Source organism: Streptomyces sp. NPDC006516 (genome assembly GCF_040611875.1).
Classification (GTDB): Bacteria; Actinomycetota; Actinomycetes; order Streptomycetales; family Streptomycetaceae; genus Streptomyces.
Map to the genome: position 1 here is coordinate 24,331 of NZ_JBEXPD010000018.1, position 21,613 is coordinate 45,943.

General features: G+C 70.9%; 20 protein-coding genes. 10 read left to right on the plus strand and 10 right to left on the minus strand.

Annotated elements, in window-relative coordinates:
- Positions 1-95 precede the first annotated feature (95 nt).
- Positions 96-689 (plus strand): helix-turn-helix domain-containing protein, encoded by a 594-nt coding sequence (locus tag ABZY45_RS31965; protein ID WP_356745706.1) that lies wholly within the window; start codon positions 96-98, stop codon positions 687-689.
- Positions 690-815: 126 nt separating this feature from the next.
- Here ABZY45_RS31965 and lnt read toward each other — a convergent pair whose 3' ends face one another.
- The 3 genes from lnt to ABZY45_RS31980 all read right to left on the minus strand — a co-directional run bounded on the left by lnt (position 816) and on the right by ABZY45_RS31980 (position 3,923).
- Positions 816-2,411 carry an apolipoprotein N-acyltransferase gene (lnt, locus tag ABZY45_RS31970; protein ID WP_356745708.1) on the minus strand — a complete coding sequence of 532 codons (1,596 nt, stop codon included), beginning with the start codon at positions 2,409-2,411 and terminating at the stop codon, positions 816-818.
- A gap of 74 nt (positions 2,412-2,485) precedes the next feature.
- The gene (locus ABZY45_RS31975) at positions 2,486-3,058 is read right to left on the minus strand and encodes a hypothetical protein (protein WP_356745710.1); all 573 of its coding nucleotides are present in this window, start codon (positions 3,056-3,058) and stop codon (positions 2,486-2,488) included.
- A 70-nt stretch (positions 3,059-3,128) separates the two neighbouring features.
- Positions 3,129-3,923, minus strand: coding sequence for an aspartate/glutamate racemase family protein (locus tag ABZY45_RS31980; RefSeq protein ID WP_356745712.1), 795 nt, complete (start codon positions 3,921-3,923; stop codon positions 3,129-3,131).
- A 58-nt stretch (positions 3,924-3,981) separates the two neighbouring features.
- Between ABZY45_RS31980 and ABZY45_RS31985 the strand changes: the two genes are divergently transcribed.
- The gene (locus tag ABZY45_RS31985; protein WP_356745714.1) at positions 3,982-5,169 is read left to right on the plus strand and encodes a glycosyltransferase; all 1,188 of its coding nucleotides are present in this window, start codon (positions 3,982-3,984) and stop codon (positions 5,167-5,169) included.
- Between the two features lie 37 nt (positions 5,170-5,206).
- Here the strand turns inward: ABZY45_RS31985 and ABZY45_RS31990 are convergent, their stop codons facing one another.
- Together ABZY45_RS31990 and ABZY45_RS31995 are read right to left on the minus strand one after the other, a co-directional pair.
- Positions 5,207-6,487, minus strand: coding sequence for a TerD family protein (locus ABZY45_RS31990; protein WP_356745716.1), 1,281 nt, complete (start codon positions 6,485-6,487; stop codon positions 5,207-5,209).
- Positions 6,488-7,040: 553 nt separating this feature from the next.
- Complete coding sequence (locus ABZY45_RS31995; RefSeq protein ID WP_356745718.1) at positions 7,041-7,907, minus strand: SigB/SigF/SigG family RNA polymerase sigma factor; 867 nt, start codon at positions 7,905-7,907, stop codon at positions 7,041-7,043.
- A gap of 314 nt (positions 7,908-8,221) precedes the next feature.
- On the opposite strand from ABZY45_RS31995, the gene ABZY45_RS32000 reads away from it, so the two are divergent.
- Together ABZY45_RS32000 and ABZY45_RS32005 are read left to right on the plus strand one after the other, a co-directional pair.
- On the plus strand, positions 8,222-9,202 hold the full coding sequence (locus ABZY45_RS32000) for a TIGR03557 family F420-dependent LLM class oxidoreductase (RefSeq protein WP_356745720.1): 981 nt from the start codon (positions 8,222-8,224) through the stop codon (positions 9,200-9,202).
- 303 nt (positions 9,203-9,505) lie between these two features.
- Complete coding sequence (locus tag ABZY45_RS32005) at positions 9,506-10,699, plus strand: aromatic acid exporter family protein (protein ID WP_356745722.1); 1,194 nt, start codon at positions 9,506-9,508, stop codon at positions 10,697-10,699.
- Between the two features lie 73 nt (positions 10,700-10,772).
- On the opposite strand, the gene ABZY45_RS32010 is transcribed toward ABZY45_RS32005, so the two are convergent.
- The 4 genes from ABZY45_RS32010 to ABZY45_RS32025 all read right to left on the minus strand — a co-directional run bounded on the left by ABZY45_RS32010 (position 10,773) and on the right by ABZY45_RS32025 (position 15,228).
- A complete protein-coding gene (locus tag ABZY45_RS32010) occupies positions 10,773-11,831 on the minus strand; it encodes a YihY/virulence factor BrkB family protein (protein ID WP_356745724.1) in 1,059 nt (352 codons plus the stop codon).
- A gap of 179 nt (positions 11,832-12,010) precedes the next feature.
- Positions 12,011-13,126 carry an NADAR family protein gene (locus ABZY45_RS32015; RefSeq protein ID WP_356745726.1) on the minus strand — a complete coding sequence of 372 codons (1,116 nt, stop codon included), beginning with the start codon at positions 13,124-13,126 and terminating at the stop codon, positions 12,011-12,013.
- 24 nt (positions 13,127-13,150) lie between these two features.
- Positions 13,151-14,365: a SpoIIE family protein phosphatase gene (locus tag ABZY45_RS32020; protein ID WP_356745831.1), complete on the minus strand. Its 1,215-nt coding sequence runs from the start codon at positions 14,363-14,365 to the stop codon at positions 13,151-13,153.
- A 62-nt stretch (positions 14,366-14,427) separates the two neighbouring features.
- Positions 14,428-15,228, minus strand: coding sequence for an alpha/beta hydrolase (locus tag ABZY45_RS32025; RefSeq protein WP_356745728.1), 801 nt, complete (start codon positions 15,226-15,228; stop codon positions 14,428-14,430).
- Positions 15,229-15,479: 251 nt separating this feature from the next.
- Between ABZY45_RS32025 and ABZY45_RS32030 the strand changes: the two genes are divergently transcribed.
- Positions 15,480-16,592, plus strand: coding sequence for an ABC transporter substrate-binding protein (locus ABZY45_RS32030; protein WP_356745730.1), 1,113 nt, complete (start codon positions 15,480-15,482; stop codon positions 16,590-16,592).
- Between the two features lie 39 nt (positions 16,593-16,631).
- Here ABZY45_RS32030 and ABZY45_RS32035 read toward each other — a convergent pair whose 3' ends face one another.
- Positions 16,632-17,372 carry a 3-oxoacyl-ACP reductase family protein gene (locus ABZY45_RS32035; RefSeq protein ID WP_356745732.1) on the minus strand — a complete coding sequence of 247 codons (741 nt, stop codon included), beginning with the start codon at positions 17,370-17,372 and terminating at the stop codon, positions 16,632-16,634.
- A 164-nt stretch (positions 17,373-17,536) separates the two neighbouring features.
- Between ABZY45_RS32035 and ABZY45_RS32040 the strand changes: the two genes are divergently transcribed.
- The 5 genes from ABZY45_RS32040 (at position 17,537) to ABZY45_RS32060 (ending at position 21,593) form a co-directional block, all read left to right on the plus strand.
- The gene (locus ABZY45_RS32040) at positions 17,537-18,052 is read left to right on the plus strand and encodes a DUF3592 domain-containing protein (protein ID WP_356745734.1); all 516 of its coding nucleotides are present in this window, start codon (positions 17,537-17,539) and stop codon (positions 18,050-18,052) included.
- A gap of 103 nt (positions 18,053-18,155) precedes the next feature.
- On the plus strand, positions 18,156-19,022 hold the full coding sequence (locus tag ABZY45_RS32045; protein ID WP_356745736.1) for a hypothetical protein: 867 nt from the start codon (positions 18,156-18,158) through the stop codon (positions 19,020-19,022).
- Positions 19,023-19,478: 456 nt separating this feature from the next.
- Positions 19,479-19,970: a DUF6643 family protein gene (locus tag ABZY45_RS32050; RefSeq protein WP_356745738.1), complete on the plus strand. Its 492-nt coding sequence runs from the start codon at positions 19,479-19,481 to the stop codon at positions 19,968-19,970.
- 44 nt (positions 19,971-20,014) lie between these two features.
- Entirely contained in the window at positions 20,015-20,842 is an 828-nt protein-coding gene (locus tag ABZY45_RS32055) for an MOSC N-terminal beta barrel domain-containing protein (protein ID WP_356745740.1), read from the plus strand.
- Positions 20,843-20,975: 133 nt separating this feature from the next.
- Positions 20,976-21,593: a hypothetical protein gene (locus ABZY45_RS32060; protein ID WP_356745742.1), complete on the plus strand. Its 618-nt coding sequence runs from the start codon at positions 20,976-20,978 to the stop codon at positions 21,591-21,593.
- Positions 21,594-21,613: the final 20 nt, after the last annotated feature.

The window sequence follows — 21,613 nt, forward strand, 5'->3', positions numbered from 1 at the left end:
CCGTTTCGCAACGTCGAGGCGTCGGCAGGTGTCGAGGATCTCGACGGGCGTCGACGGGCGTAGGGACGGCGAGGACGGACGATGGAGGACACCACGTGAGCAACGACGGCGACGGCGCGGGCGCGGGAAGGGCGGCTCCGCGCAGGCGGGCCGATGCCCTGCGCAACGAGAGGACACTGCTCGACGCCGCCGCGGCGGTCTTCGTGACGTCAGGTGTCGAGGCACCGGTGCGCGACATCGCGGCCAGGGCCGGTGTGGGGGTGGCCACGATCTACCGCCACTTCCCGACACGGGCGGATCTGATCATCGGTGTGTTCCGGCACCAGGTCGAGGCCTGCGCGGAGGCCGGTCCGGCCCTGCTGGCGACGAGCGAGACCCCTCATGCCGCTCTGGGCAGCTGGATCGATCTCTTCGTCGATTTCCTGGTCACCAAGCACGGGCTCGCCGCGGTGCTGCAGTCCGACAACGCGGGCTTCGAGGCACTGCACGCCTACTTCATCGACCGGCTCGTCCCCGTGTGCGCGCGACTGCTCGACGCGGCGGCCGATGCGGGCGAGGTCCGGCCGGACCTGAAGGCGTACGAGCTCATGCGGGGCGTGGGGAACCTCTGCATCGGCGCGGAGAACGACCCCGCCTATGACGCGCGTCGTCTGGTCAGGCTCCTCGTCGCGGGGCTTCGCCTGCCGTGACGGCCGGGCGGCCGGGCCGGACGGGCCCGGCCCGATCGGCACACGTGCGCCCGGCCAGGCCGCGCCGAGCGCCACGAGGCAGGCGTAGTGCCCCCGGGGCCAGGGTGCGCCCCGGAGGACGCGGCTCTACTTCCCCGCGGCCTTCCTCGCCCGCGCGGAACGGGCCGTCACCCAGCCGAGACCGGCCACGGCGATCAGGGCCAGGATGCCTTCCGGCAGGGCCCCGAGCCGTGTGGCGGGCGTCAGCGAGGACCGCAGGGGGACCTCGTCGACCAGTGCGTCCGCGGTGAACATCTTCGTCTTCTCCACGATCGTGCCGTCCGGCCGGATGACCGCGCTGACACCGCTCGTGACGGGCACGACGACGGACCGCCCGTGCTCGACCGCCCGCACCTGGCTCATCGCCAGCTGCTGGTAGGTCATCTCGCTGCGCCCGAAGGTCGCGTTGTTGCTCGGTACGGCGATGAACTGGCCGCCGCTCCTGACGGTGTCCCGCACGGCGTCGTCGAACGCGGCCTCGTAGCAGGTCACGAGGCCGACCTTGGTCCCTGCCAGGTCGAAGACCCCGACCTGGCTGCCGGCACCGAAGTCCCGCTGCACCCGGTCGACGTCCTTGCTGAAGATCCGCACGAAGGACCGCATCGGCATGTACTCGCCGAACGGCTGGATGTGCCGCTTGTCGTAGGTGTCGACGGGGCCGCTCTTCGGGTCCCACTCGATCAGGGTGTTGCGCAGCGGCCCGGTCTCGGGCGTGAGGACGGCGCCGATGACGGTGGGTGCGCCGATGGCCCGCACGGCACGTTCGATGGCCTCGGCCGCGTCGGCGTTGCGGTACGGATCGAGGTCGGAGGAGTTCTCCGGCCAGAGGACGAGGTCGGGCCGACGCTCCTTCCCCGCCGTGACGTCCCGGGCGAGCTGCTCCGTACGCGCCACGTGGTTGTCCAGGACCGCGCGACGCTGGGAGTTGAAGTCGAGCCCGAGCCTCGGCACGTTGCCCTGGATCGCGGCGACGGTCGCGGTGCCGTCCTCGGCCGCGTCGTCGACGAGCGGAAGGGCCGCGAGCGCCGCGACGACGGGGACGGCGACGGTCACGGCGGCCGCCACCACGGCCGCACGCGGCACAGCGTCCCCGGTGCGGCGGCGGCGCACCTGCCGTACGGCCTCCAGGAGACCGAAGCCGCACAGCACGACGGCGAACGAGAGCAGCGGGGTACCGCCCAGCGCGGCGAGCGGCAGGAAGGCGCTGTCGGCCTGACCGAAGGCGATCTTGCCCCAGGGAAAGCCGCCGAACGGCACCCGGGCCCGCACCGCTTCGTCGAGCGTCCAGACCGCCGCGGCCCAGACCGGCCAGTACGGCAGCCTGGAGACCGCGGCGATGCCGACGCAGCCCACGGCGATGAAGAGTGCCTCGGCCGTGGCGAGCGCGAGCCACGGCACCGGACCGACCTCTTCGCCCGTCCAGTGCAGCAGCGGCAGCATGAAGCCGAGGCCGGCCAGCAGACCGAGGCCCAGAGCCGCGCGCAGCCTGCGTGCGCTCAGCACCCAGCCGAGCAGGGCGAAGCCGGGCAGGACCAGCCACCACAGAGGCCGGGGCGGGAAGCTCGCGTAGAGCAGAGCACCGGACAGGACGGCAGCGGCCGGCCGGACGAGCCGCGGCCACAGCTTCCTGCTGCGGGGCGCGGGGGCGGACGGCTGGTCGACGGTGGTGATGGTGGCGCTCACCTGGCGGAGTCTACGGTGAGCGGCTGTGAGGGCGGCAGGCGCTCCGGCCGTCCACGTCCGTTCAGGAACGCAGCTCAGGAGCCGGACGAACCCGGAGCCTTCTCCGCGGGCACGAGGTGCAGCCGGTCGCGGATGAAGCGTACGGCCGCCTCCGCGTTGTCCACCGTGACGGTGAACGTCCTCCCGTCGCCCAGCCGGAGCACCAGCGCCTCCCCCCGGCGCACGACGACGGCGGTGCCCTTCTCCGGACGCCAGCGGTATCCCCAGCCGCCCCACTGGCGGGGGGTGACCTTGGGAGCGAAGTCCGCGCCCACGACATGGGTGAGCAGGATCCGGCGTCTGGGGAGCCCCGCGTGTCCGCAGCGGACCTCGAGGGCGTCGCCGTCGACCTTCACGGCCACGTGCACGAAGGCGAGGGTGCCGAAGAGGATGAGGAGTCCGGCCGCGACGCAGCCGATGACGGACATGAGCAGCGGCACGATTCCCGCACTCCAGGCGGAATCGACAGCCAGTTCGATGCCGAGCGCCAGGCATCCGGCTCCCACAGCGGCGAGCAGCCACTGGAAACGATTGGTGGCCCGTCCCGTCCAGACCGTGCTCGGAGCCTGGCTCGAACCGTGCCGCGCGTTGCCGGGGTGGTCCGTCATGCCATGCAGCGTACCCAGGTTCCGCGCGCCGGGGCGGCTGTGCGCGACCCGGCGGGGGCGCCGGGACCGCTCAGAGCGAGGGGCTGACGGCCTTGAGCAGCAGCCCCTCGGCGTAGGCCAGAGCGGGTGCGGGCACGTCCGCGGCGTGTCCCGCGAGCAGCACGGTGAGGGTGCCGTCCGGTTCGGCCGACGGAGCGGGAGCCGCACCGATCCGGCGCAGGGCCTGAGCGGCCACCGCCTCGGCGGAACCGTGCAGTACGAGCGGTGCGAGGCCGGGGGCCCGGCCGCTCCCCACGGCGGCACGGATGCGTTCGGCCACCAGCTCGTAGTGCGTGCAGCCCAGGACCACGTCCGTCACCCCGGCCGGGGTGAGGGCGGCGGCAGCGGCCACCGCGCGGTCGATGCCCTCGTCGTCCGCGTGCTCGACGGCGTCGGCGAGCCCGGGGCAGGGCACCTCGGTCACGTCCACGTCCCGCGCGAAGTCGTGGATGAGCCCGCGCTGGTAGGGGCTCCCCGTGGTCGCCGGGGTGGCCCAGATCGCGAAGGGCCCGCCGCCCGCCGCTGCCGGCTTGATGGCGGGCACCGTACCGATGACCGGCAGGCCGGGTTCGAGTTCGGCCCGCAGGGTGGGCAGGGCGTGGACGGACGCGGTGTTGCAGGCGACGATCAGGGCGTCGGGCCGGAGGGCGGCGGCCGCCCGGGCCACGGCGAGAGCGCGGCGGGTCACGTCCTCGGGGGTGCGGGGCCCCCAGGGCATCGAGCCGGGGTCCGACGACAGCACCAGATCGGCGTCGGGCCGCAGCCGACGCACCGCGGCGGCTGCCGCGAGCAGGCCGATTCCCGAGTCCATGAGTGCGATCTTCACCCGGTCACCATAGTCGACCGCCCTTGCGGCGCCGCCGGAGTGGGGCACACTTCGACGGATGAGCGCCGTTGCCTGGATCGCCGTGGGTTCGCTGGTCGTGTGGGTCTGGCTGCTGCTGGGCCAGGGATTCTTCTGGCGGACCGACCAGCGGCTGCCCGTGCGCGCCGAGGCCGAACCGGTGCGCTGGCCCTCCGTCGCCGTGATCGTGCCCGCCCGGGACGAGGCCGAGGTTTTACCGAAGACCCTGCCGTCCCTGCTGGCCCAGGACTATCCGGGAGTCGCGGAGATCTTCCTCGTCGACGACTGCAGCGGCGACGGCACGGGAGACCTCGCCCGCGCCCTGTCCGTGCGGTGCGGCGGGCTCCCGCTGACGGTGGTGTCCCCCGGTGAGCCCGATGCCGGCTGGACCGGGAAGCTCTGGGCACTGCGCCACGGAATGGCGCTGGCCCGGCAGGGAAAGCCCGAGTTCCTGCTGCTGACCGACGCCGACATCGCTCATGAACCGGACAGTCTGCGCGAACTCGTCACCGCCGCGGGAAGCGAGGGCGCGTCAGGGTTCGATCTGGTCTCCCAGATGGCCAGGCTCCGGGTGGCGAGCACCTGGGAGCGGCTGATCGTCCCGGCCTTCGTGTACTTCTTCGGGCAGCTCTACCCCTTCCGCCGGGTGAACCGGCCGCGGTCACGTACGGCTGCGGCTGCGGGTGGCTGCGTCCTGTTGCGGGCCGCCGCGGCCGAGCGGGCGCGGCTCCCTGAGTCCATCCGGCAGGCGGTGATCGACGACGTCTCGCTGGCGCGTGCGGTACGCCGCTCCGGCGGCCGGATCTGGCTGGGCCTCGCGGAGCGGGTGGACAGCGTGCGGCCGTATCCACGGCTGGCGGACCTGTGGCGCATGGTCGCCCGGAGCGCGTACGCCCAGCTGCGGCACAGCCCGGTGCTGCTCGCCGGGACGGTCCTGGGGCTCGGCCTCGTCTATGTCGCACCGCCCGCCACGCTCGTCGCCGGGCTGCTGACGGGCGACCCCGTGGCGGCCTGGTCCGGCGGGGCGGCCTGGGCGGTGATGGCGGGCACGTACATGCCGATGCTCGGGTACTACCGGCAGTCGCTGTGGCTGGCACCGCTGCTGCCGTTCACCGCGGTCCTCTACCTCCTGATGACGGTGGACTCCGCCGTGCAGCACTACCGGGGCCTCGGCGCGGCCTGGAAGGGGCGTACGTACGCCCGCCCCGAGGCCGCACCCGAGCCCTGAGCCCCGGCCGCCCACGGGGCCGGGGCTCAGCGGCACGTCACTTCCGTCCAGGGGTCCAGTTCATGCCCCACCCGTATGCGGCGTCGATGGTCCGCTGAGGGCTCACCCCGCGCTGCGGCACGAGATAGCGGGCCTCGCGCTGCACCGTGAGGTCCCGCCCGTCACCCGTGATCAGCGCCAGCGCGCATACGGTGGAGGGCACGGTGCACTCGTCGAGGGAGAAGTCGATCGCCGCACCGTTCTGCGGCTGCAGGGTCACGGTGGCGTGCAGATCGGCGAAGCTCCGGGCACCCTCGTAGATGGTCACGAAGATCAGGACGCGGCGCAGCCGGTCCTTGTGGTCCAGGTTGACCGTGAGGTTCTCGCCGGTGGACACCGCACCGGTGCGGTCGTCGCCGTCGAGGTGGATGTACGGCGGCTGCCGCAGCGACCCGAAGGCGTTCCCGAGGGCCTGCACCACTCCCTTGCTGCCGTCCGTGAGTTCGTACAGCGCGCAGAGATCGAGGTCGAGGTCGCCGTGCACGGCGACGGCCCGGCCGAGCTTCGCCCCCCAGCCCTTGAACTGCTTGCGCACCTCCCAGTTGAGGTTGACGCGCAACGCTCCGGATGTGCCGCCCTGTTTCGAGAGCGAGACCGAGGGTGCCTCTTTCGTCAGGGTCACCTTGGTCAGCCTCACGGGTGGCGCGGGCGGGGGCACGGGGGCGGTCGGGAGCGTGGCGGCCGGCGTCGGCGGCTGATGGGGAGCGCGCAGGGGCGGCTGCGTCGGCGGCTGCGCCTGCTGCGGTTCGTCGACGGAGATCCCGAAGTCCGTGGCGAGGCCCTCCAGCCCGGTGTCGTAGCCCTGCCCCACCGCCCTGAACTTCCACGCCCCCTGGCGGAGGTAGAGCTCACCGAGGATGAACGCGGTCTCGACCGTCGCGTCCGCGCTCTCGAAGCGCGCGATCTCCGTGCCGTTCGCCCCGTCCACGACCCTCACGTAGAGGCCCGTCACCCGTCCGAACGTGCCGCCGTCCGCCGAGGCCGCGACGACGACACGATCGATAACCGGCTCCATCCGCGCGAAGTCGACGGCGAGGCTGTCCGTGACGACTCCGCCGGTGGTGCGCTTGCCTTCGTGGCGCACCGCACCGGAGCCGTGGACCGGCTGGTTGTAGAAGACGAAGTCCGAGTCGCCGCGCACCTTTCCCGACACGAGAAGGAGCGCCGAGGCATCCACGTCGGGTGTCCCCGGCGCAGCGCGCCAGCCCAGTTCGACCCGCACGGCCGGAGCCGGCACCGCGACATTGGTTCCCTTTTGCATGGTCATGCTCGCCCCCATCACGAGTCCGGCAGCCCGGAGCGTTTCCCGACAACCTAATCCCCGGCCCGCCGGGGAGCCCACAGTCGCGACCGAGCGGTTACGGGCGATCCACCGGCAGCCCGGCGCGGACCCGCTCCCTCCGAGAATCGCGCCGCCGCACGGCATCCCATTTTGCCGAGTTCGCCCGCATCAGGGAACGATGTCGGCGCGAGGAGAAACATTCGAGTTCCTCGGGCACGGAGCCCGGCACGCCCGGTCTCACGCGCGCGCCCGGAGCCTGTGTGCGCGGCGAGGACCGCGTGAGGAATCGGGCGTCGTCGCGGCCCCGGCCTTCCCCGCGGTCGGGCGGACCGGGGCGAGGCCCTGCCGGCCCCCCGCCCGGTACGGAACCCGCGCCCCACAGCTGACCTCGGAACCGGTCGTGTCCGGCCGATGCGCGCATCGGCCGGACACGACGTACACGGTTCCGGTCAGGGCCCCCCGGTGGGCCTCGGCGGCTCCACCGCCCCGGGTCGTCCGGGCGGGGATGATCCCGCAGGCCGCCGATGACTCGTCACGGGTGTTCCGCGGACTACTCCTCGGCGAGCATGCCGGCGCGGAGCTTGGTCAGTATGCGGGCCAGGAGGCGTGACACATGCATCTGGGAAAGGCCGAGGTGTTCGCCGATCTGGGCCTGGGTCAGCTCCTGGCCGAAGCGCATCTGGACGATCACGCGTTCGCGTTCGTCCAGGGTCTCCATCAGCGGAGCCAGAGCGTGGAGGTTCTCGACCAGCTCCATGTTGGGGTCGAGGTCGCCCGCGAGCTCGGCGTAGGTCCGGTCCTCTTTCCCCGAAGCGGTCTGCTCGCTGCTGTTCACGGGCAGGTCCAGGGAACCCGCGGTATATCCGTTGGCCGCTATGAGGCCCTCGATCACGTCCTCTTCGTCGATGTCGAGATGGGCGGCCATCTCGGCGACCGTGGGGTCCCTGTTCAGATTCGTCGCCAGCTCTTCCTTGGCCTTGGCGAGGGTGACCCGCAGCTCCTGGAGCCGACGCGGCACGTGGACCGACCAGGTGGTGTCACGGAAGAAGCGCTTGATCTCGCCGACGATGTAAGGAATCGCGAAGGAGGTGAACTCGACCTCGCGGGAGAGCTCGAAACGGTCGATCGCCTTGATCAGCCCGATGGTGCCGACCTGGATGATGTCTTCCATCTGTCCGTCACCGCGGTTGCGGTAACGCTTCGCCGCGAACTGGACGAGCGACAGATTCATCTCGATCAGTGTGTTGCGCGCGTACTGGTATTCGGCGGTCCCCTCTTCGAGGACCTGGAGCCGGTCGAAGAACACCTTGCCGAGGGCCCGGGCGTCCTTCGGAGCGATCTTCAGCGGATCATCGATCTGCGGCAGCTCTGCCTCAGTCGCGGGGGCAACGACCGAAGTACGTACGAGTGTCGACATTCAAACTTCCCCTCCACGTGTTTGCTGCCCTGTGTCCCCCGTTGGCGTTGAGCGCGTACCCCCGCCGAAGCAACTCACACTTCCTGTCCCCGAAAAAGTCTGCCGATCTTCGCCGGACACCCACGGGATGTGCACGCGGCTCCGTCTGACGGATGAACAGCTGCCGACCCGGACGGGGGTGTGCCAGGTTGCGAAATCGCGGCACCCGGGCAGGAGAGATGGTTGTGCGGCGGGCAGCCGGCGGTATCCGCCCGCGGCTCGGCCCGCCCTGACGACGGGAGCGGGCCGGAGAAACACGCGAGGAGTCGAAGAACATGCAGATCGGGTACAAACTGGCGGCCGAGGCCTTCGGGCCGGCCGAACTGGTGCGCCAGGCGGTGCTGGCGGAAGAGGCTGGTTTCGACTTCGTCGAGATCAGCGACCACTACCACCCCTGGCTGGACAATCAGGGCCATTCCCCCTTCGCCTGGACGGTGCTCGGAGCCATCGCGGCCCGCACCGACCGGATCGGGCTGGCGACCGGTGTGACCTGCCCGACGGTGCGCTATCACCCGGCGATCATCGCGCAGGCCGCCGCCACCCTGGCGCTGTTGTCGGACGGACGCTTCACGCTCGGTCTGGGCTCGGGCGAACGCCTCAACGAGCACGTTGTGGGCAAGGGTTTCCCGGACACGGTCGACACCCGGCAGGACATGCTCCGGGAAGCCATCGAGATCATCAGGCTCCTGTGGCGAGGCGGGTACCAGTCCTACGAGGGCAAGCACCTGCGACTCGCCGACGCCCGCGTGTTCGATCTGCCCGGCACTCTGCCGCCGATCGCCGTGGCCGTCGGCGGCCGTCGGGCAGCAGCACTGGCGGCCGAGCTCGCGGACGGTCTCTTCGCCACCGAGGACCGGCCGGAGCTGGTGCGGCACTACCGTGACGCCGGCGGGACGGGCCCCCTCTACGCCGAGGTGCCGATGGCCTGGGCTCCGGACGAGGAGAGCGCGGCGCGAGCGGCTCTGGAGACGTCCCGCTGGGCACTCACCGGCTGGAAGGTGATGAGCGAGCTGCCCAACCCGGTGAACTTCGAAGCGGCCACCAGCACGGTCCGGCTCGAGGACATCACCGCGAAGTTCGCCTGTGGGCCCGACCCCGCCCGCTACGAGGCAGCGGTTCAGCCCTATCTCGACGCCGGCTTCGACCGGCTCGTCATGCAGAACGCGGGTCCCGACCCCACCGGATTCATCGACTTCTACAGCCGCGAGCTCGACTCCCGCCTTCGCGGACTTCAGCCTCGGCAACAGGGCTCCTGACCACGCCGGTGCACCGCCGGACACCGTCCGCCTCCGGGGCTCGGCCCCTCCCCCGGGCGGGCCACCCTCCTCACCGGCACGGTACTGCCGTCCGCACCCGTCCCCCGTCGACACCGGGAAGGGACGGGTGCGGACGGCCGGCCGCACGCTGCGCGGCTTCGGACGACCGATCGGGGGCAGTGGTGCGAAAGCCGCCCAGCGGGCAGCAGAACCCTTTGACCGCGCGAGCGAAGGACGTTGCGAGGGCGGGACAGGATCATGCCGAACAAAACAGGTGCCGGCGGAGGAAGGACATCGACGTTCATGATCGGTGGCACAACGACCGACCGGGAGAGGACGGGGCGACTCACCGCCGTGACCCAGTGGTGGCGGCGCGTCTTCTCCTACGCGGGGGACGAGCGAGCGACCGTCCTGGTGATCGCGAAGAGCACCCTCGCCGCCACCCTCGCCTGGGTGATCGCGTACGACGTGCTCGACTCCCGCTCTCCGGCCTTCGCGCCGTTCTCCGCCGTGCTGATCATGCAGGTGACCGTCTACCGATCGATCCTGCAGTCGCTCCGTTACGTGGGCGCGGTGGTCGCGGGTGTCCTGGTGCAGGCGGCCCTCGGGTACGTCGCCGGCCCGGACCTGGTGACCTTCGCCCTCGTGGCCCTCGTCGCCCTCACGATCGGGCGCTGGCACGTCCTGGGCGTCCAGGGGCCGCAGGTCGCGACGGCCGCGTTCTTCGCGTTCGCGACCTACACCTCGGCGTCCAGCGGCTCCGAACGGTTCTTCCGCCTGGGTGAGATCGTGCTGCTCGTCCTCATAGGCTGTGCGATCGGTACGGCTGTCAACGTCCTCGTGGCTCCGCCCCTGCGCTACCGCAGCGCCGAGTACAGCATCCACAGTCTCGCCCACACCCTCCACGACCTGCTCGCCGAGATATACCCCGTGCTCGCCGAGGGAGTGCCCGACGAGGAGACCACCGGACGCTGGCGTGCCCGCGCGGCGCACACCGGGGAGATGATCGGGCAGGCCAGATCGGGTTTCCAGACGGCCAAGGAGAGCACGCTGCTCAACCCACGGCGGCTGATACGCCGTTACCGCGGTCACCCGGGCTTCCAGGACTACGAGGCCGTGCTCAGTGCTTTGGAACGTACGCTCTACCAGGTGGCCGCCCTCACCCGGGGCCTCGACCGGTACCGCGACGAGGACGAGGCACGCAAGCCCTTCCTGCGGCGCTACGCGGCCTTCCTGGAGTCGGTCAGCGCCGTCGCCGAGGTGCTGACGACCCTGGACGAGACGACCCTGCGACAGCAGGCGAAACGTCTGGAACGCCTCACCGGCGAGGCGGAGACGCGCCGCGCGGAGGTGGTCGAGGAGACCGAACGGCTGTCCTTGTCCCTCGCCGATCCCTCAGCCCCCTACGGCATCCTCGTCACCGAGGCGACACGGCTCATGGAGGAGTTCCGTCACACCACCGACGTCCTCCTCGACGCCGCGCAGGTCACCGAGTGAGCGGCGGGCGCCGCTCGCACCCCGGCCGGTGGCCGGACCCCCTCCCGGCGCGGGTCACGACCCGTACGGCCCCTCAGTCGGAGCGCGGGTCGGAGGGGCCTGTGTCGCCCATGTTCCTGCGGTCCTGGTCGGTCCACTTGCGGGTGTCCCGAGGGGCGACGTAGGGCTCCTCCCGCCGCGGGTGACCCCCGATGACGGCCCGCTCCCGGTCCATCTCGGCGTCGAACTCGAGCCCAAGGAGAACCGCCAGGTTGGTGATCCACAGCCAGACCAGGAAGATGATCACGCCGGCCAGGGCTCCGTAGGTCTTGTTGTAGGAGCCGAAGTTGGCGACGTAGAACGCGAAGCCGGCGGACACCACCATCCAGATCAGCAGCGCCAGCAGGCTGCCCAGCGACACGAATTTGAAGCCTCGCCCCTTGGCGTTCGGAGCTGCCCAGTAGAGGATCGCAAGGATCATCGACACGAGCACGACCAGTACGGGCCACTTCACGATCGACCAGACGTTCATCGCGGTGTCGCCGATGCCGAGCGTGGTGCCCAGCTGGCGGGCGAGCGAGCCGGAGAGTACGACGATCAGCGCGCTGACGCAGGCCAGCACCATCAGCACCAGGGTGAGCCCCACGCGGACCGGCAGCACCTTCCACACCGGCCGGCCCTCGGGCAGGTCGTACACGGCGTTGGAGGCCCGGATGAAGGCGGCCACGTAGCCGGACGCGGACCACAGGGCGGCCAGCAGGCCCACGATCGCCATCACCCATCCGGTGCCACTGCTGGACTGCAGCTGGGTCACCGCGTTGCCGAGGACGTCACGCGCCGCGCCAGGGGCGAGTTTCTGGATGTTGTCCAGCACGGTCCGGGTCGTCTCCCTGCCCGCGATGCCGAGGAGGGAGACGAGAACGAGCAGAGCGGGGAAGAGGGCCAGGATGCTGTAGTAGGTCAGGCCCGCAGCCCGGTCGGCGAGCTCGTCCCGCTTGAACTCCTTCAGCGTGCGTCTCAGCACGGCCCCCCACGACGCCTTGCCGACCTTCGTGGGCGAATCGGGCGCGTTGCGCTCCACGTCCGCGTCCGGGCCCGCCCCCGGCCGGTCCTCGCGAGCTGAGCCGTCCTCACCGTGCTGTTCGTGCGACATGAGAGGCAGACAACCCCAGGTCCGCCGGCCGCGCGACCTCACCGCCGGTCGGTGCGACCAGATGGAGGAGTTGTTGGGCCCGCGCCGGGGACGTCTGCGCTCTCACAGGTGCGGCGGCTCGGGCGGCCGGACGATCGGGAGGCCCACACCGGCTGGCCGGTGGCCTCGGCGCCGTCCCGCTACCCGATCCCGGCCCGCTGCGCGTGGAGTTCGGAGCGTACGAGTTCGAGGAGACGTCCCGTCCAGTTGCGGCCGCTGCCGCCGTTGTCACCCCAGAAACGGGAGTCGGCGTCGTCATAGACGAGGGTGGCGTCCTCGGTCGCCAGGAGAATCTCCGCCAGGTCCGGGTGCTGTGCGTACTTGGCGCGCAGGAGGGACGTCATGACGGCGGTGCGGGCCTGTTCCCAGCCCTCGCGCCGAACGGCGCCGGCGGCCAGTGTCCTCGCCGCGTACGCGGTCTCCGCCGACGCGACGGCGACGCGCGCCGTCGCGTCGGCGACCGACAGGGCCCAGTAGGCGTGGGCGACCGACGGGTAGGTGATGCCGTCGATGTCGACGGGAGCTGGGTAGTCGTTGCGCAGACCGGCCTTGCCGGGGTCGCCGGCTCTCCTGCGCGGGTAGGAATGGGGCACGTGGATCGCCTGCGCGTGCGGCGTCACCGAGCCGTCCGCGGGAACCCTCGACCGGCGTTCGGCGATGAGCCTGTCACGTTCCCCGAAGTAGGCGACGGCACTCTCGTACTCCTCCTGGGAGACCGGCTCGTCGTCCCAACTGTCGGGCGTGCCACCCGGCCCGGCGACCAGCACCTGTAGCGGCCGGTCCTTCTGGTCCATGTCGCCGAGTGCGTAGTGGCGCTGCGTCTCGGGGATGGCGAGATACGCGTCCCGGGCCGTCGCACGGTTCTCCTCGGTCCGGTCGGCGAGGAACACGTCGACGGCGGCCAGGCATCGCGCCGTCGAATCGGGGCGGCCGTTCAGCTGCTCGACGGTGTCCCGCACCTCGGCGAGCAGCAGCTCGGGGGTGAGCCAGGTGTGTGGCTCACCGAACTGCCAGGCGGCCAGGTCGTGGGCCGACGCCCTGCCGCCTTCCGGGAGGTCGGTGGCCACCCATCCGGAGCGGAGCTTCCCCTCGAACTCGTCGAGGGTGACCAGGCCCCAGCAGTCGATGAGCCCGTCCGCGTAGATGAAGAGGTCCGTGAGGAAGAAGTCGCCGCCGTTACGGATGAAGGCGTGGCGCCACGTGCCAGGTATGCGGACGCCGTCCACCGTTCGGTGGGTGATGCGATTGCCGATCATCCGGTCATTGTGCCGCGATCGGCGTCACGGACCACCGTCCTTTTCGGCACGCCGGCCGGGCTGCGGGGGCACGCCCATGGCCAGGAGTGCGGTGTCGTCGTCGAGGCCTTCGCCGAAGGAGTTCAGGAGGGCGGTGAGGGCCTCGACGGTACGGGACGCCGACGAGGGCGCGAGCTCTCGCGCGAAGTCCAGGAGCGCTTCGTCGCCGTAACGTTCACCGTTGCCCGGGGTGCGCGCCTCGGTCAGGCCGTCGGTGTAGAGCAACAGGGTGTCGCCGGGCCTCAGATCCACCGTGACGGTGGTGAACTGGGCGTCCTGCACGACGCCGACCAGCTGGCCCCCGGGCGTGGGCAACTGGTCGGCACTGCCGTCGGCGCGCAGCAGCACGGCAGGGGGGTGGCCGCCCCCCGCCAGGACGACATGGAATCCCGCAGCGTCCCGCGCCGGTGTGAGCAGACCGAAGATGACGGTGCAGAAGCGCGGTTCGTCCTCCTGGAACTCACGGTTCAGCGCGGTGTTGAGGTTGGCCAGTACGGTGGCCGGTACCGGATCGGAGACCGCTGCGGCCCGCAGGGTGTAACGCGCCAGCGAGGTCACCACGGCCGCTCCCGCGCCCTTGCCGCGCACGTCCCCCATGAAGAACGCCCAGCGCCCGGCGGCCAGCGGGAACAGGTCGTAGAAGTCCCCGCCGAGCTCGTCGGAGGACGCGAAGTGGTAGCGGGCGGCGACGTCCAGGCCCGGAACCGATTCGAGAACCGGCGGGAGCAGGGTGCGCTGGAGGGTGGTGGCGAGGCGGTGCAGGCGGGCGCGTTCGCGCTCCGCCTCCTGCCGGGCTCGCAGGAGTTCCCGCTCGTAGGTGCGTCGGTCCCGGGCGTCCAGCAGGGTGGTGCGGATCAGCAACGGCTCACCGTCAGGACCCAGCTTGAGGGTGGAGGTGACCAGCACGGGCAGCCGGCCGCCGTCCGCGGCCTTGAGTTCGAGGGCGATACCGCTGACCTCACCCTGCATCTGCAGCAGCGGTGCGAAATGCGTCTCGTGGTACAGCCTGCCGCCGATGGTCAGCAGGTCGGAGAACCGTTTGCGTCCGACCAGTTCCTCGCGACGGTGACCGAGCCATCGCAGCAGCGTTCCGTTGACCTTGACGATGCGGCCGTCCAGCAGAGTGGAGAGGTAGCCGCACGGCGCGTTCTCGTACAGGTCCTCCGCACTGTCCTGCGGCAGAGCGGAGAACTCCGGCACTTCCCACCCCTCGCCGTCCGCCGTCCTCGGCCCCGTGCTCCCGTCGCCGCCCGGGGGCACCGTCACGACCTCTCCGCGAAGGCGATGATCGCCGCGGCCGTCTCCTCCGGGGCGCTCAGCTGGGGGCAGTGGCCTGTCGAGTCGAGGGTCACCAGCTCGCTCCCGGCGATCTGGGCGTGGACGAAGGCGCCAACCTCGCGCGGGGCGATCGTGTCGCGCGCACTCTCGGCGACGAGCGTGGGAACGGTCACCCTGGCGAGATCCGCGCGGTTGTCGGACAGGAAGGTCACTCTCGCGAACACGCGGGCGATCTCCGGATCCGTCCGGCAGAAGCTGTTGGTCAGCTCCTCGGCCAGGTCGGGGCGCTCGGGGGTACCCATGATCACCGGTGCCATCGTCGCGGACCAGCCCAGATAGTTGCTGTCCAGCGATTCGAGCAGTTCGTCGATGTCCTGCTCGCTGAAGCCACCCCGGTAGTCACCGTCATCGATGTACGACGGTGAGGGGGTGAGGAGGATCAGCTTGTCGAAGAGTCCGGGCTCCTGCGCTGCGGCGAGAACACCGATCATGGAGCTGACCGAGTGACCGACGAAGGTCACGGGGCCGAGGCCGAGATCCCGGCAGATCTCGATCACGTCCTGCACGTAGCCGTCCAGGGTGGAGTAGCGCTCAGGGCTCCACGCGGACACATCGGAACGCCCCGCGCCCACATGATCGAAGAGAACCACCCGGAAGCGCTCCTCCAGTACGGGTGCGACGAGACGCCACAGGTTCTGATCGCACCCGAAGCCGTGGGCGAGGACCACCACCGGTCCGCTCTCGCGTCCGGTCACCGAGACCCGGTTCCTTTTGCGCACGTCCATAGGAACATCCCTCCATAGGAACATCCTGACACCGTTGGGACGCCACGGCCCGGCGCGCCGGTGAACGGCCCCCAACAGCACGTATCACTCCTTGTGACGAATCCGGTGGCGGAGCGGCGCGGAGCCCGGACCATGCCCGGCCACCCGGGTACACCCGCGAGGACGCGATGAGGTGGGATGCATCCGTACCGCCCGGCCCTGCCACCGCGCGATCCGGGCGTACGCCGACCGAGCCGACACACGGGGGACGTATGAACACGCCATCATCGACGCCGGAGGCGGGACGGGCCGGCGGATCATCCGTCCGGATCGGCGCTCTCGTCCCGCTGACCCGGCCCGGCTGGGTCGAGGCGGGCAGGCACCTGCTCGCCGGACTCGACCTGGCCGTGCGCGAGGTGAACGACGCCGGAGGGATCGCCGGAAGGCCACTGGAGCTGGTGATCCGGGACACGGCGGCCGATCCGCTGAGGGCGGCAGCGGCCGTGGACGAGTTCGCCCGCCTGGGCGTGGCCGCCCTGGCGGGCGAATACCACAGCGTCGTCGCCCGGGCCGCCGCCGCAAGGGCTGACGCCCTCGGCCTGCCCTTCCTCTGCTCTTCAGCGGTCCTCGACACGCTCACCGAGCGGCCCACGGACCGGGTCGCACGACTCGCCCCGGCGCAGTCCCACGGCTGGCGGATCTACGCGGACTTCCTCCTGGGCGCGGGCCACAACCGCATCGCCGTGGTCACCCAGCCGAGTGTCTACTGGGCATCCGGGACCCGTATCCTGCGGGATCACCTCGCTCCACGCGGCGGCACGGTCATCGAACTCGACATGCGTACGCTCACCCCTGCGGCCGTGTGCGACGAACTCGCGGGCAACGGTGCCACGGCCCTCCTCCTTCTGGTCGGCGCCCCGGAGCCGGCGGTGCCGGTCGTGAAGTCCGTCCGCCGCGACCGGCGGCTCGCCGAGATCCTGATCGGCGCACCGGCCGGGCAGCCGGAGTTCCCCGGGTGGGCGGACGCGCTGGGCGAGGACGGCGCCGCGATCCCGTTCCTGCGCTACCTGCCCGAGCGCCTCGGCCCCCTGGGCGCGCGAGTCGGGACGGTACTCCGCCAGCGGCTGAGCATGGAGCCCTCCTTCGTCGCGTTCGAGGGCTATGACACCGTCACCGTGCTCGCCGACGTCCTGCGCACGCACGGCACGGACCGGATGCGCGCCGCGGCGCCCTGGCCGCGCGTCGCGGTCGAGGGCACCCGTGGGCAGATCCGGTTCTCCCGCGCAGCGGGCGTCGGCGTCTGGCAATGGGCATGGGCACCCGTACAGGTGGTCGACCGGGACCCCGCACGCCCCGACCGCTTTCGTGTCCTGCGCTCCGGGTGACGCACGCACGCAGGTCCGGATCGTCGGCCGGTCCGCGCGTCAGGCGGTGAAGCCGCCGTCGACATGGATCGAGGCTCCGGTGATGTACGAGCCATCGGCACTCGCGAGGTGCGCGACGGTGGCCGCGATCTCAGCCGCCTCCGCATAGCGGCCGAGAGCCGTGAAACCGGCGATCACCTCGGCGTTCGGCCCGTCAGCGGGGTTGGTGTCCGTGTCGGTGGGGCCGGGATGCACCAGATTGACGGTGACTCCACGGGGACCGAGTTCTCGGGCCAGGCCCTTCGTCATCCCGAGCAGCGCCGTCTTGCTCATCGAGTACAGCGCCAGTCCGGGGAAGACCGCACGCTCGGCGACGTTGCTGCCGATGCTGATGATGCGGCCGCCCTGGCTCATGTGACGCACCGCCGCCCGGGACGCCGCGAACGGCGCCCGGACGTTCACCGCCAGAGTGCGATCGATTTCTGCGGGCCCCAGGTCTTCGAGGGGGCCGACGAGGAAGACGCCGGCATTGTTGACCAGGATGTCGAGTCTGCCGAACGTCGCGGCGGCCTCGTCCACTGCGGCGGTGAGTGCCTCCGGGACGGCACTGTCGGCCCGGATGGCCAGTGCCCGGCGTCCTCTCTCCTTGATCTGCTCCACCACCTGGGCGGCGAGGTCCGCGCTGTTCTCATACGTCAGGACGACGTCGGCGCCCTCTTCGGCCAGCCGTCGTGCCACAGCGGCACCGATGCCCCGGCTGCCGCCCGTGATCAAGGCAACGTTTCCTTCAAGTCGATTCATGTCGTCGAGCATTGCCGTCGTCGGCGCCGATAGCTGGCGGGATTACGACCTGGCGCTCGGGCCTTCGGGAGAGCCGCCGTTCGGCCCACTCACCAGGCCCTCAACACCCTTTGGAACATGGACAGTTGCGATTCCGGCGCGGCAGTGGCGGGTATCGGTCCTCCGTGACCGTCTTCGATGTGCTCACCGTGGTATTCCTGGTGCTCGTGGGGCTTGTCGTCGTCACCGGGTGCTACCTGATCGCTTACGTCCTCGTGGACAGCGCCCGACGCCGACGTGTCGTGCGCATCGGTGAACGCACTCCGGCCCGCTGCATCCACGCCTACTACGGCTCGTCCCACCCTTCGCTGGAACCCCCGGATCGCCCACGGAGGTTCAAGAGGCGTTTCGTCATCGGATTCACCGGGCCCGGGGGCGACCTCATACGCTTCGAGGACATATCTGTCCCCGAAACCACGCGTGAAGGTGATGAACTGACCGTCGCCTACCTGCCGGGGCGGCCGGCGAGTGCCGTGGTCGTGACGGGAGACGAAATGCCGGGTCTCGACGAGACGTTGCGGATACTCGCCGCATTGTGCGGCTTCCTCGTCGTGATGGCGGGCATCGCCTACGTCGGTGTGGTGATTCTCGATGGCTATGGGTCGCTCGCCGCCGACCCCGGCAGCTGGATCGAACCGTGAAGCAGAGGCTCTGCCCGCAGGGGAATGCGGCGTTTCCCCGCAGCGGGATCTGCGTACTCTCCCTCGTGGGGCCTGCGGGCGCGGCGACGGGAAGGACACGGGAATGAGCGGAAGCGGGGGCGGGGCGCCGTGGAATCCGTACGGGGGCGGACAGCCGCCGGAGCCAGGCCGGCCCCCCGTGCCGCCGGGGCTGTGGCCACCGGCACCAGCACCGGCACCGATTCGCCGACTGACCTTCGGGCGCCTCTTCAACCCGATCGCCGTGGGGCGTGCGATCTTCACACCGTCCCGGCCCGACCGCGTCCACGACCCGGCGGTGAAGAAGGCGCAGGTCCTGCGGACGGTCGTCGGACTGGTCGCCGTCACGTGGATGCTGCTCTCCTACGGGCTCGCCCCTGACGCCGACGCAGTCGTGGACGACCGCTTCGGCCAGATCCGGACAACTCTCATCGCGCTCGGGGTGACCCTCCCCGTCGCCCTCACCGTCTTCGCCGTGGCGGCCCGCCCGCCCCACCGGCGCCTGTTCCTGCGGCGGGCGGGCAAGCCCGCCGGGGCGCTGCTCGTACTGGTCGTCACACTCGCCGTGCCGAGGCTGATCACGGGCCTGGGCTACGTCGACGAGGACACCGACTGGACCGCGTCCGGGGGGCGGGTGGCGCTGCTGTTCGCGCTGGGCGCCTTCCTGTTGTGGCTCGCCCCCTTCGCTCTCTACGGCATCACCCAGTCGCTCGTGCATGTCTTCCGGACGGCGGACCTCCACGAGACCGTTCCCCCACTGCTCGCGACACTGCTCGTGTGGGAGGTCTCCCTCTTCGACGTGTTCCGGGGCGCGTACGAGGGCGTGCCGTTCGGAGTGCGGGTGGTCTTCACCCTCGGGGCTCCCCTGTCCGTCACCGCCGTGGCGATGTGGGAGCTGCGGCGGCTGCGCACGCGGCACGGAATCACCCTGCGGGGAGCATTGCTCCGCTGATCTTCCGGGGAACCGGTCGGCCTTCGGACTCCCGGTTCCCATTCCGCGCCTGATCCATAACGCAGGGCAATCCCCCTTTCCGGGTGCGGAGTTCGGCTTCGGGATCAGATCGGACGGGCCCGCACCGGAAGGTGATGCCCTGATCACAAAATGCCCGGTGCGCCCACGGCGGTGGCGGCGGGCCCTCGCGGCCACCGCCCGGTGATCTCCCGATAGCGGAACGCCTCCGGGCACCCGGGGCCGGGAAGCCGTTCGTCCTGGCGAGCGGCGTGCGGATGTCGCCCTTTGTAGTGTGTCCGACACTTCTCGTCAGCCATCCCGTCGGCGGAAATCCCACTCTGTTAACGGAGGCTTTGACGCGGTCTTGGCAGGTGAGGCCGACAAAAGCAGCGTAAAACGGATAACCCCAAGATTGGGGCTCCCCAACCAGCACATCGTGGGCTTAACTTATGTGTCATGACCTCCCCCCGCTCCACCTACGGCAGCGGCTACTACGCCACGCCGTCGTTCCCCGACACCCCGATCTACGACTCCCTGGTCGCCGAGCGGGGGACCCCTCAGATCGCGCCGATCCGGGTCCCCGCCGCCTACGACACCGGGAACAGCTACTTGCCGGCCCTGCCGTCGGCGCTGCCCGCCCTGCCCGCGGCCCCGTCGCAGCACACCGGGTCGTACGGCTACCCGCAGCAGACGGCACAGCCGCAGTACCAGAACTCCGGGATGCAGCCGGCGCCGATGATGCAGCCCGCACAGCTGCAGCACACTCCCGCCCCGTACATCCCTCAGCAGCCCTCGGCGCCGCGCGGTTACCAGCAGCAGCCGCAACAGCAGCCGCAGAGGCCCGGCACCGGTTACGAGGCGATGCGCCCCGCCGCGCCTCGGCCCGCGCCCGCGCAGTCGCCGTACGAGGACCCGTACAACCGTCCCTACCAGGGCCGGGGGTACTGAGCAGGGGGACCACCCTCCGGCAGGACTGCTGGCAGGATGGAAGCATGCATTCCGCAGCACTCAGCGCCGTGCGCATCCATCCCGTCAAATCGCTGGCCGCCTGCACGGTCGACGAGGCCGCCGTCGAGCCATGGGGACTCGACGGCGACCGCCGGTGGATGCTGATCGACGGCGAGAGCAGAGTCGTCACCCAGCGTCAGCAGCCGCGCATGGCACACCTGTCCGCGGAACCGCTCCCCGGTGGTGGGGTCGCTCTGTCCGGGCCCGGAAGTGAGCCGGTGCGAGTGGAGGTGCCCGGTGACCCCGGGCGGCTGCTCGTCGCGGAGCTCCACCGGAGCAAGGTCGAGGTGGTGGAGGCGGCCGAGGCCGCGCACGCCTGGTTCAGCGCGCGACTCGGTGCGGAGGTCCGGCTCGTCCATCTCGACGCGCCGTCGCACCGCAGGCCCGTCGATCCGGCGTTCGGCCGCCCGGGCGAGACCGTCTCACTCGCTGACGGATTCCCGCTGCTCCTCACCACGCACGCCTCGCTGGACGCTCTCAACGCGCTGGTCGCACAGGGCGAGCATCCGGAGGAGGGTCCTCTGCCGATGAACAGGTTCCGGCCGAACGTGGTCGTGGACGGCACGGCACCCTGGGCCGAGGACGACTGGGAGCGGATCGCGATCGGGGAGGTCGCGTTCCGTGTGGTGAAGCCGTGCGGCCGGTGCGTCGTCACGACCACCGACCAGCGCACGTCGGAGCGGGGCAAGGAGCCGTTGCGTACGCTCGGCCGCCATCGCCGGGTGGGCAAGGAACTCCTCTTCGGTCAGAACCTGATCCCGGAGAGCACCGGGGTGATCCGGGTCGGGGATCCGGTGCGGGTCCTCGACTGAGGGCCGTGGCACCTGGCGTACCGGGAACTCACGGGGGCACACGAAGTGTTGACGGCGTGAGGTTGCTCTCTCTTCGTCGTCCGTGGACGTATTCGCCCTCCTGCCGGGTTATCACGGACAGGGAAGGGGGTGCATGACTGTGCGAGCGGTTCTGGGAATCCGGCGGTGGCGGCACAATCCGCTGTGCCGGCCCACCGACCGTCACGAGGCATGGGTGGCGCTGACGGCGTTGCTGGTGATCGTGCTGGCGGCGCCGGTGGTCGGCTGGCTGTGCGGGTCGCTCACCGATGAGGCGCTCCAGCAGGCGGTGCGCTCCCAGCACGCCGAACGCAGTCTCACCTCGGCCGTGGTGGTCCGGGAGGCGCCCGGCGGGTCCCTGTTCGCCCAGGACCCGGAGGCCGCCGTCACGGAGGACACCACCCGGACGTCGGTGGTGGCCGACTGGCGCGCCCCGGACGGCACGGTACGCACGGGCACGGTGTCGACGGCGTCCGAAGTCACCACCCCGGGCACCCGGATCAGGATCTGGACGGACCGCGAGGGCCGCCCGGCGATGCGCCCCATGGACGCCCCCACGGCTCACACCCACGCCGTGCTGGCCGGCGTCGGCGTCGCGGTGCTCGCGGGCGGCCTGACGGAAGCCGTCCGCCGTCTCGTCGTCTGGCGCATGACGCTCCGGCGCTACGCCAGGCTCGACCGCGCCTGGGCGGAAGTCGGCCCGGACTGGGGCAGAACGGGTACGGGCAGCTGACCCAGGGGGCGCCCGTGCCT

Coding starts and splice junctions, on each gene's coding strand:
- ABZY45_RS31975 (WP_356745710.1), bottom strand. CDS start 3,058: ATGACGGACCACCCCGGCAACGCGCGGCACGGTTCGAGCCAGGCTCCG.
- ABZY45_RS31985 (WP_356745714.1), top strand. CDS start 3,982: ATGAGCGCCGTTGCCTGGATCGCCGTGGGTTCGCTGGTCGTGTGGGTC.
- ABZY45_RS31990 (WP_356745716.1), bottom strand. CDS start 6,487: ATGGGGGCGAGCATGACCATGCAAAAGGGAACCAATGTCGCGGTGCCG.
- ABZY45_RS31995 (WP_356745718.1), bottom strand. CDS start 7,907: ATGTCGACACTCGTACGTACTTCGGTCGTTGCCCCCGCGACTGAGGCA.
- ABZY45_RS32000 (WP_356745720.1), top strand. CDS start 8,222: ATGCAGATCGGGTACAAACTGGCGGCCGAGGCCTTCGGGCCGGCCGAA.
- ABZY45_RS32005 (WP_356745722.1), top strand. CDS start 9,506: ATGATCGGTGGCACAACGACCGACCGGGAGAGGACGGGGCGACTCACC.
- ABZY45_RS32010 (WP_356745724.1), bottom strand. CDS start 11,831: ATGTCGCACGAACAGCACGGTGAGGACGGCTCAGCTCGCGAGGACCGG.
- ABZY45_RS32015 (WP_356745726.1), bottom strand. CDS start 13,126: ATGATCGGCAATCGCATCACCCACCGAACGGTGGACGGCGTCCGCATA.
- ABZY45_RS32025 (WP_356745728.1), bottom strand. CDS start 15,228: ATGGACGTGCGCAAAAGGAACCGGGTCTCGGTGACCGGACGCGAGAGC.
- ABZY45_RS32030 (WP_356745730.1), top strand. CDS start 15,480: ATGAACACGCCATCATCGACGCCGGAGGCGGGACGGGCCGGCGGATCA.
- ABZY45_RS32035 (WP_356745732.1), bottom strand. CDS start 17,372: ATGAATCGACTTGAAGGAAACGTTGCCTTGATCACGGGCGGCAGCCGG.
- ABZY45_RS32045 (WP_356745736.1), top strand. CDS start 18,156: ATGAGCGGAAGCGGGGGCGGGGCGCCGTGGAATCCGTACGGGGGCGGA.
- ABZY45_RS32050 (WP_356745738.1), top strand. CDS start 19,479: ATGACCTCCCCCCGCTCCACCTACGGCAGCGGCTACTACGCCACGCCG.
- ABZY45_RS32055 (WP_356745740.1), top strand. CDS start 20,015: ATGCATTCCGCAGCACTCAGCGCCGTGCGCATCCATCCCGTCAAATCG.
- ABZY45_RS32060 (WP_356745742.1), top strand. CDS start 20,976: ATGACTGTGCGAGCGGTTCTGGGAATCCGGCGGTGGCGGCACAATCCG.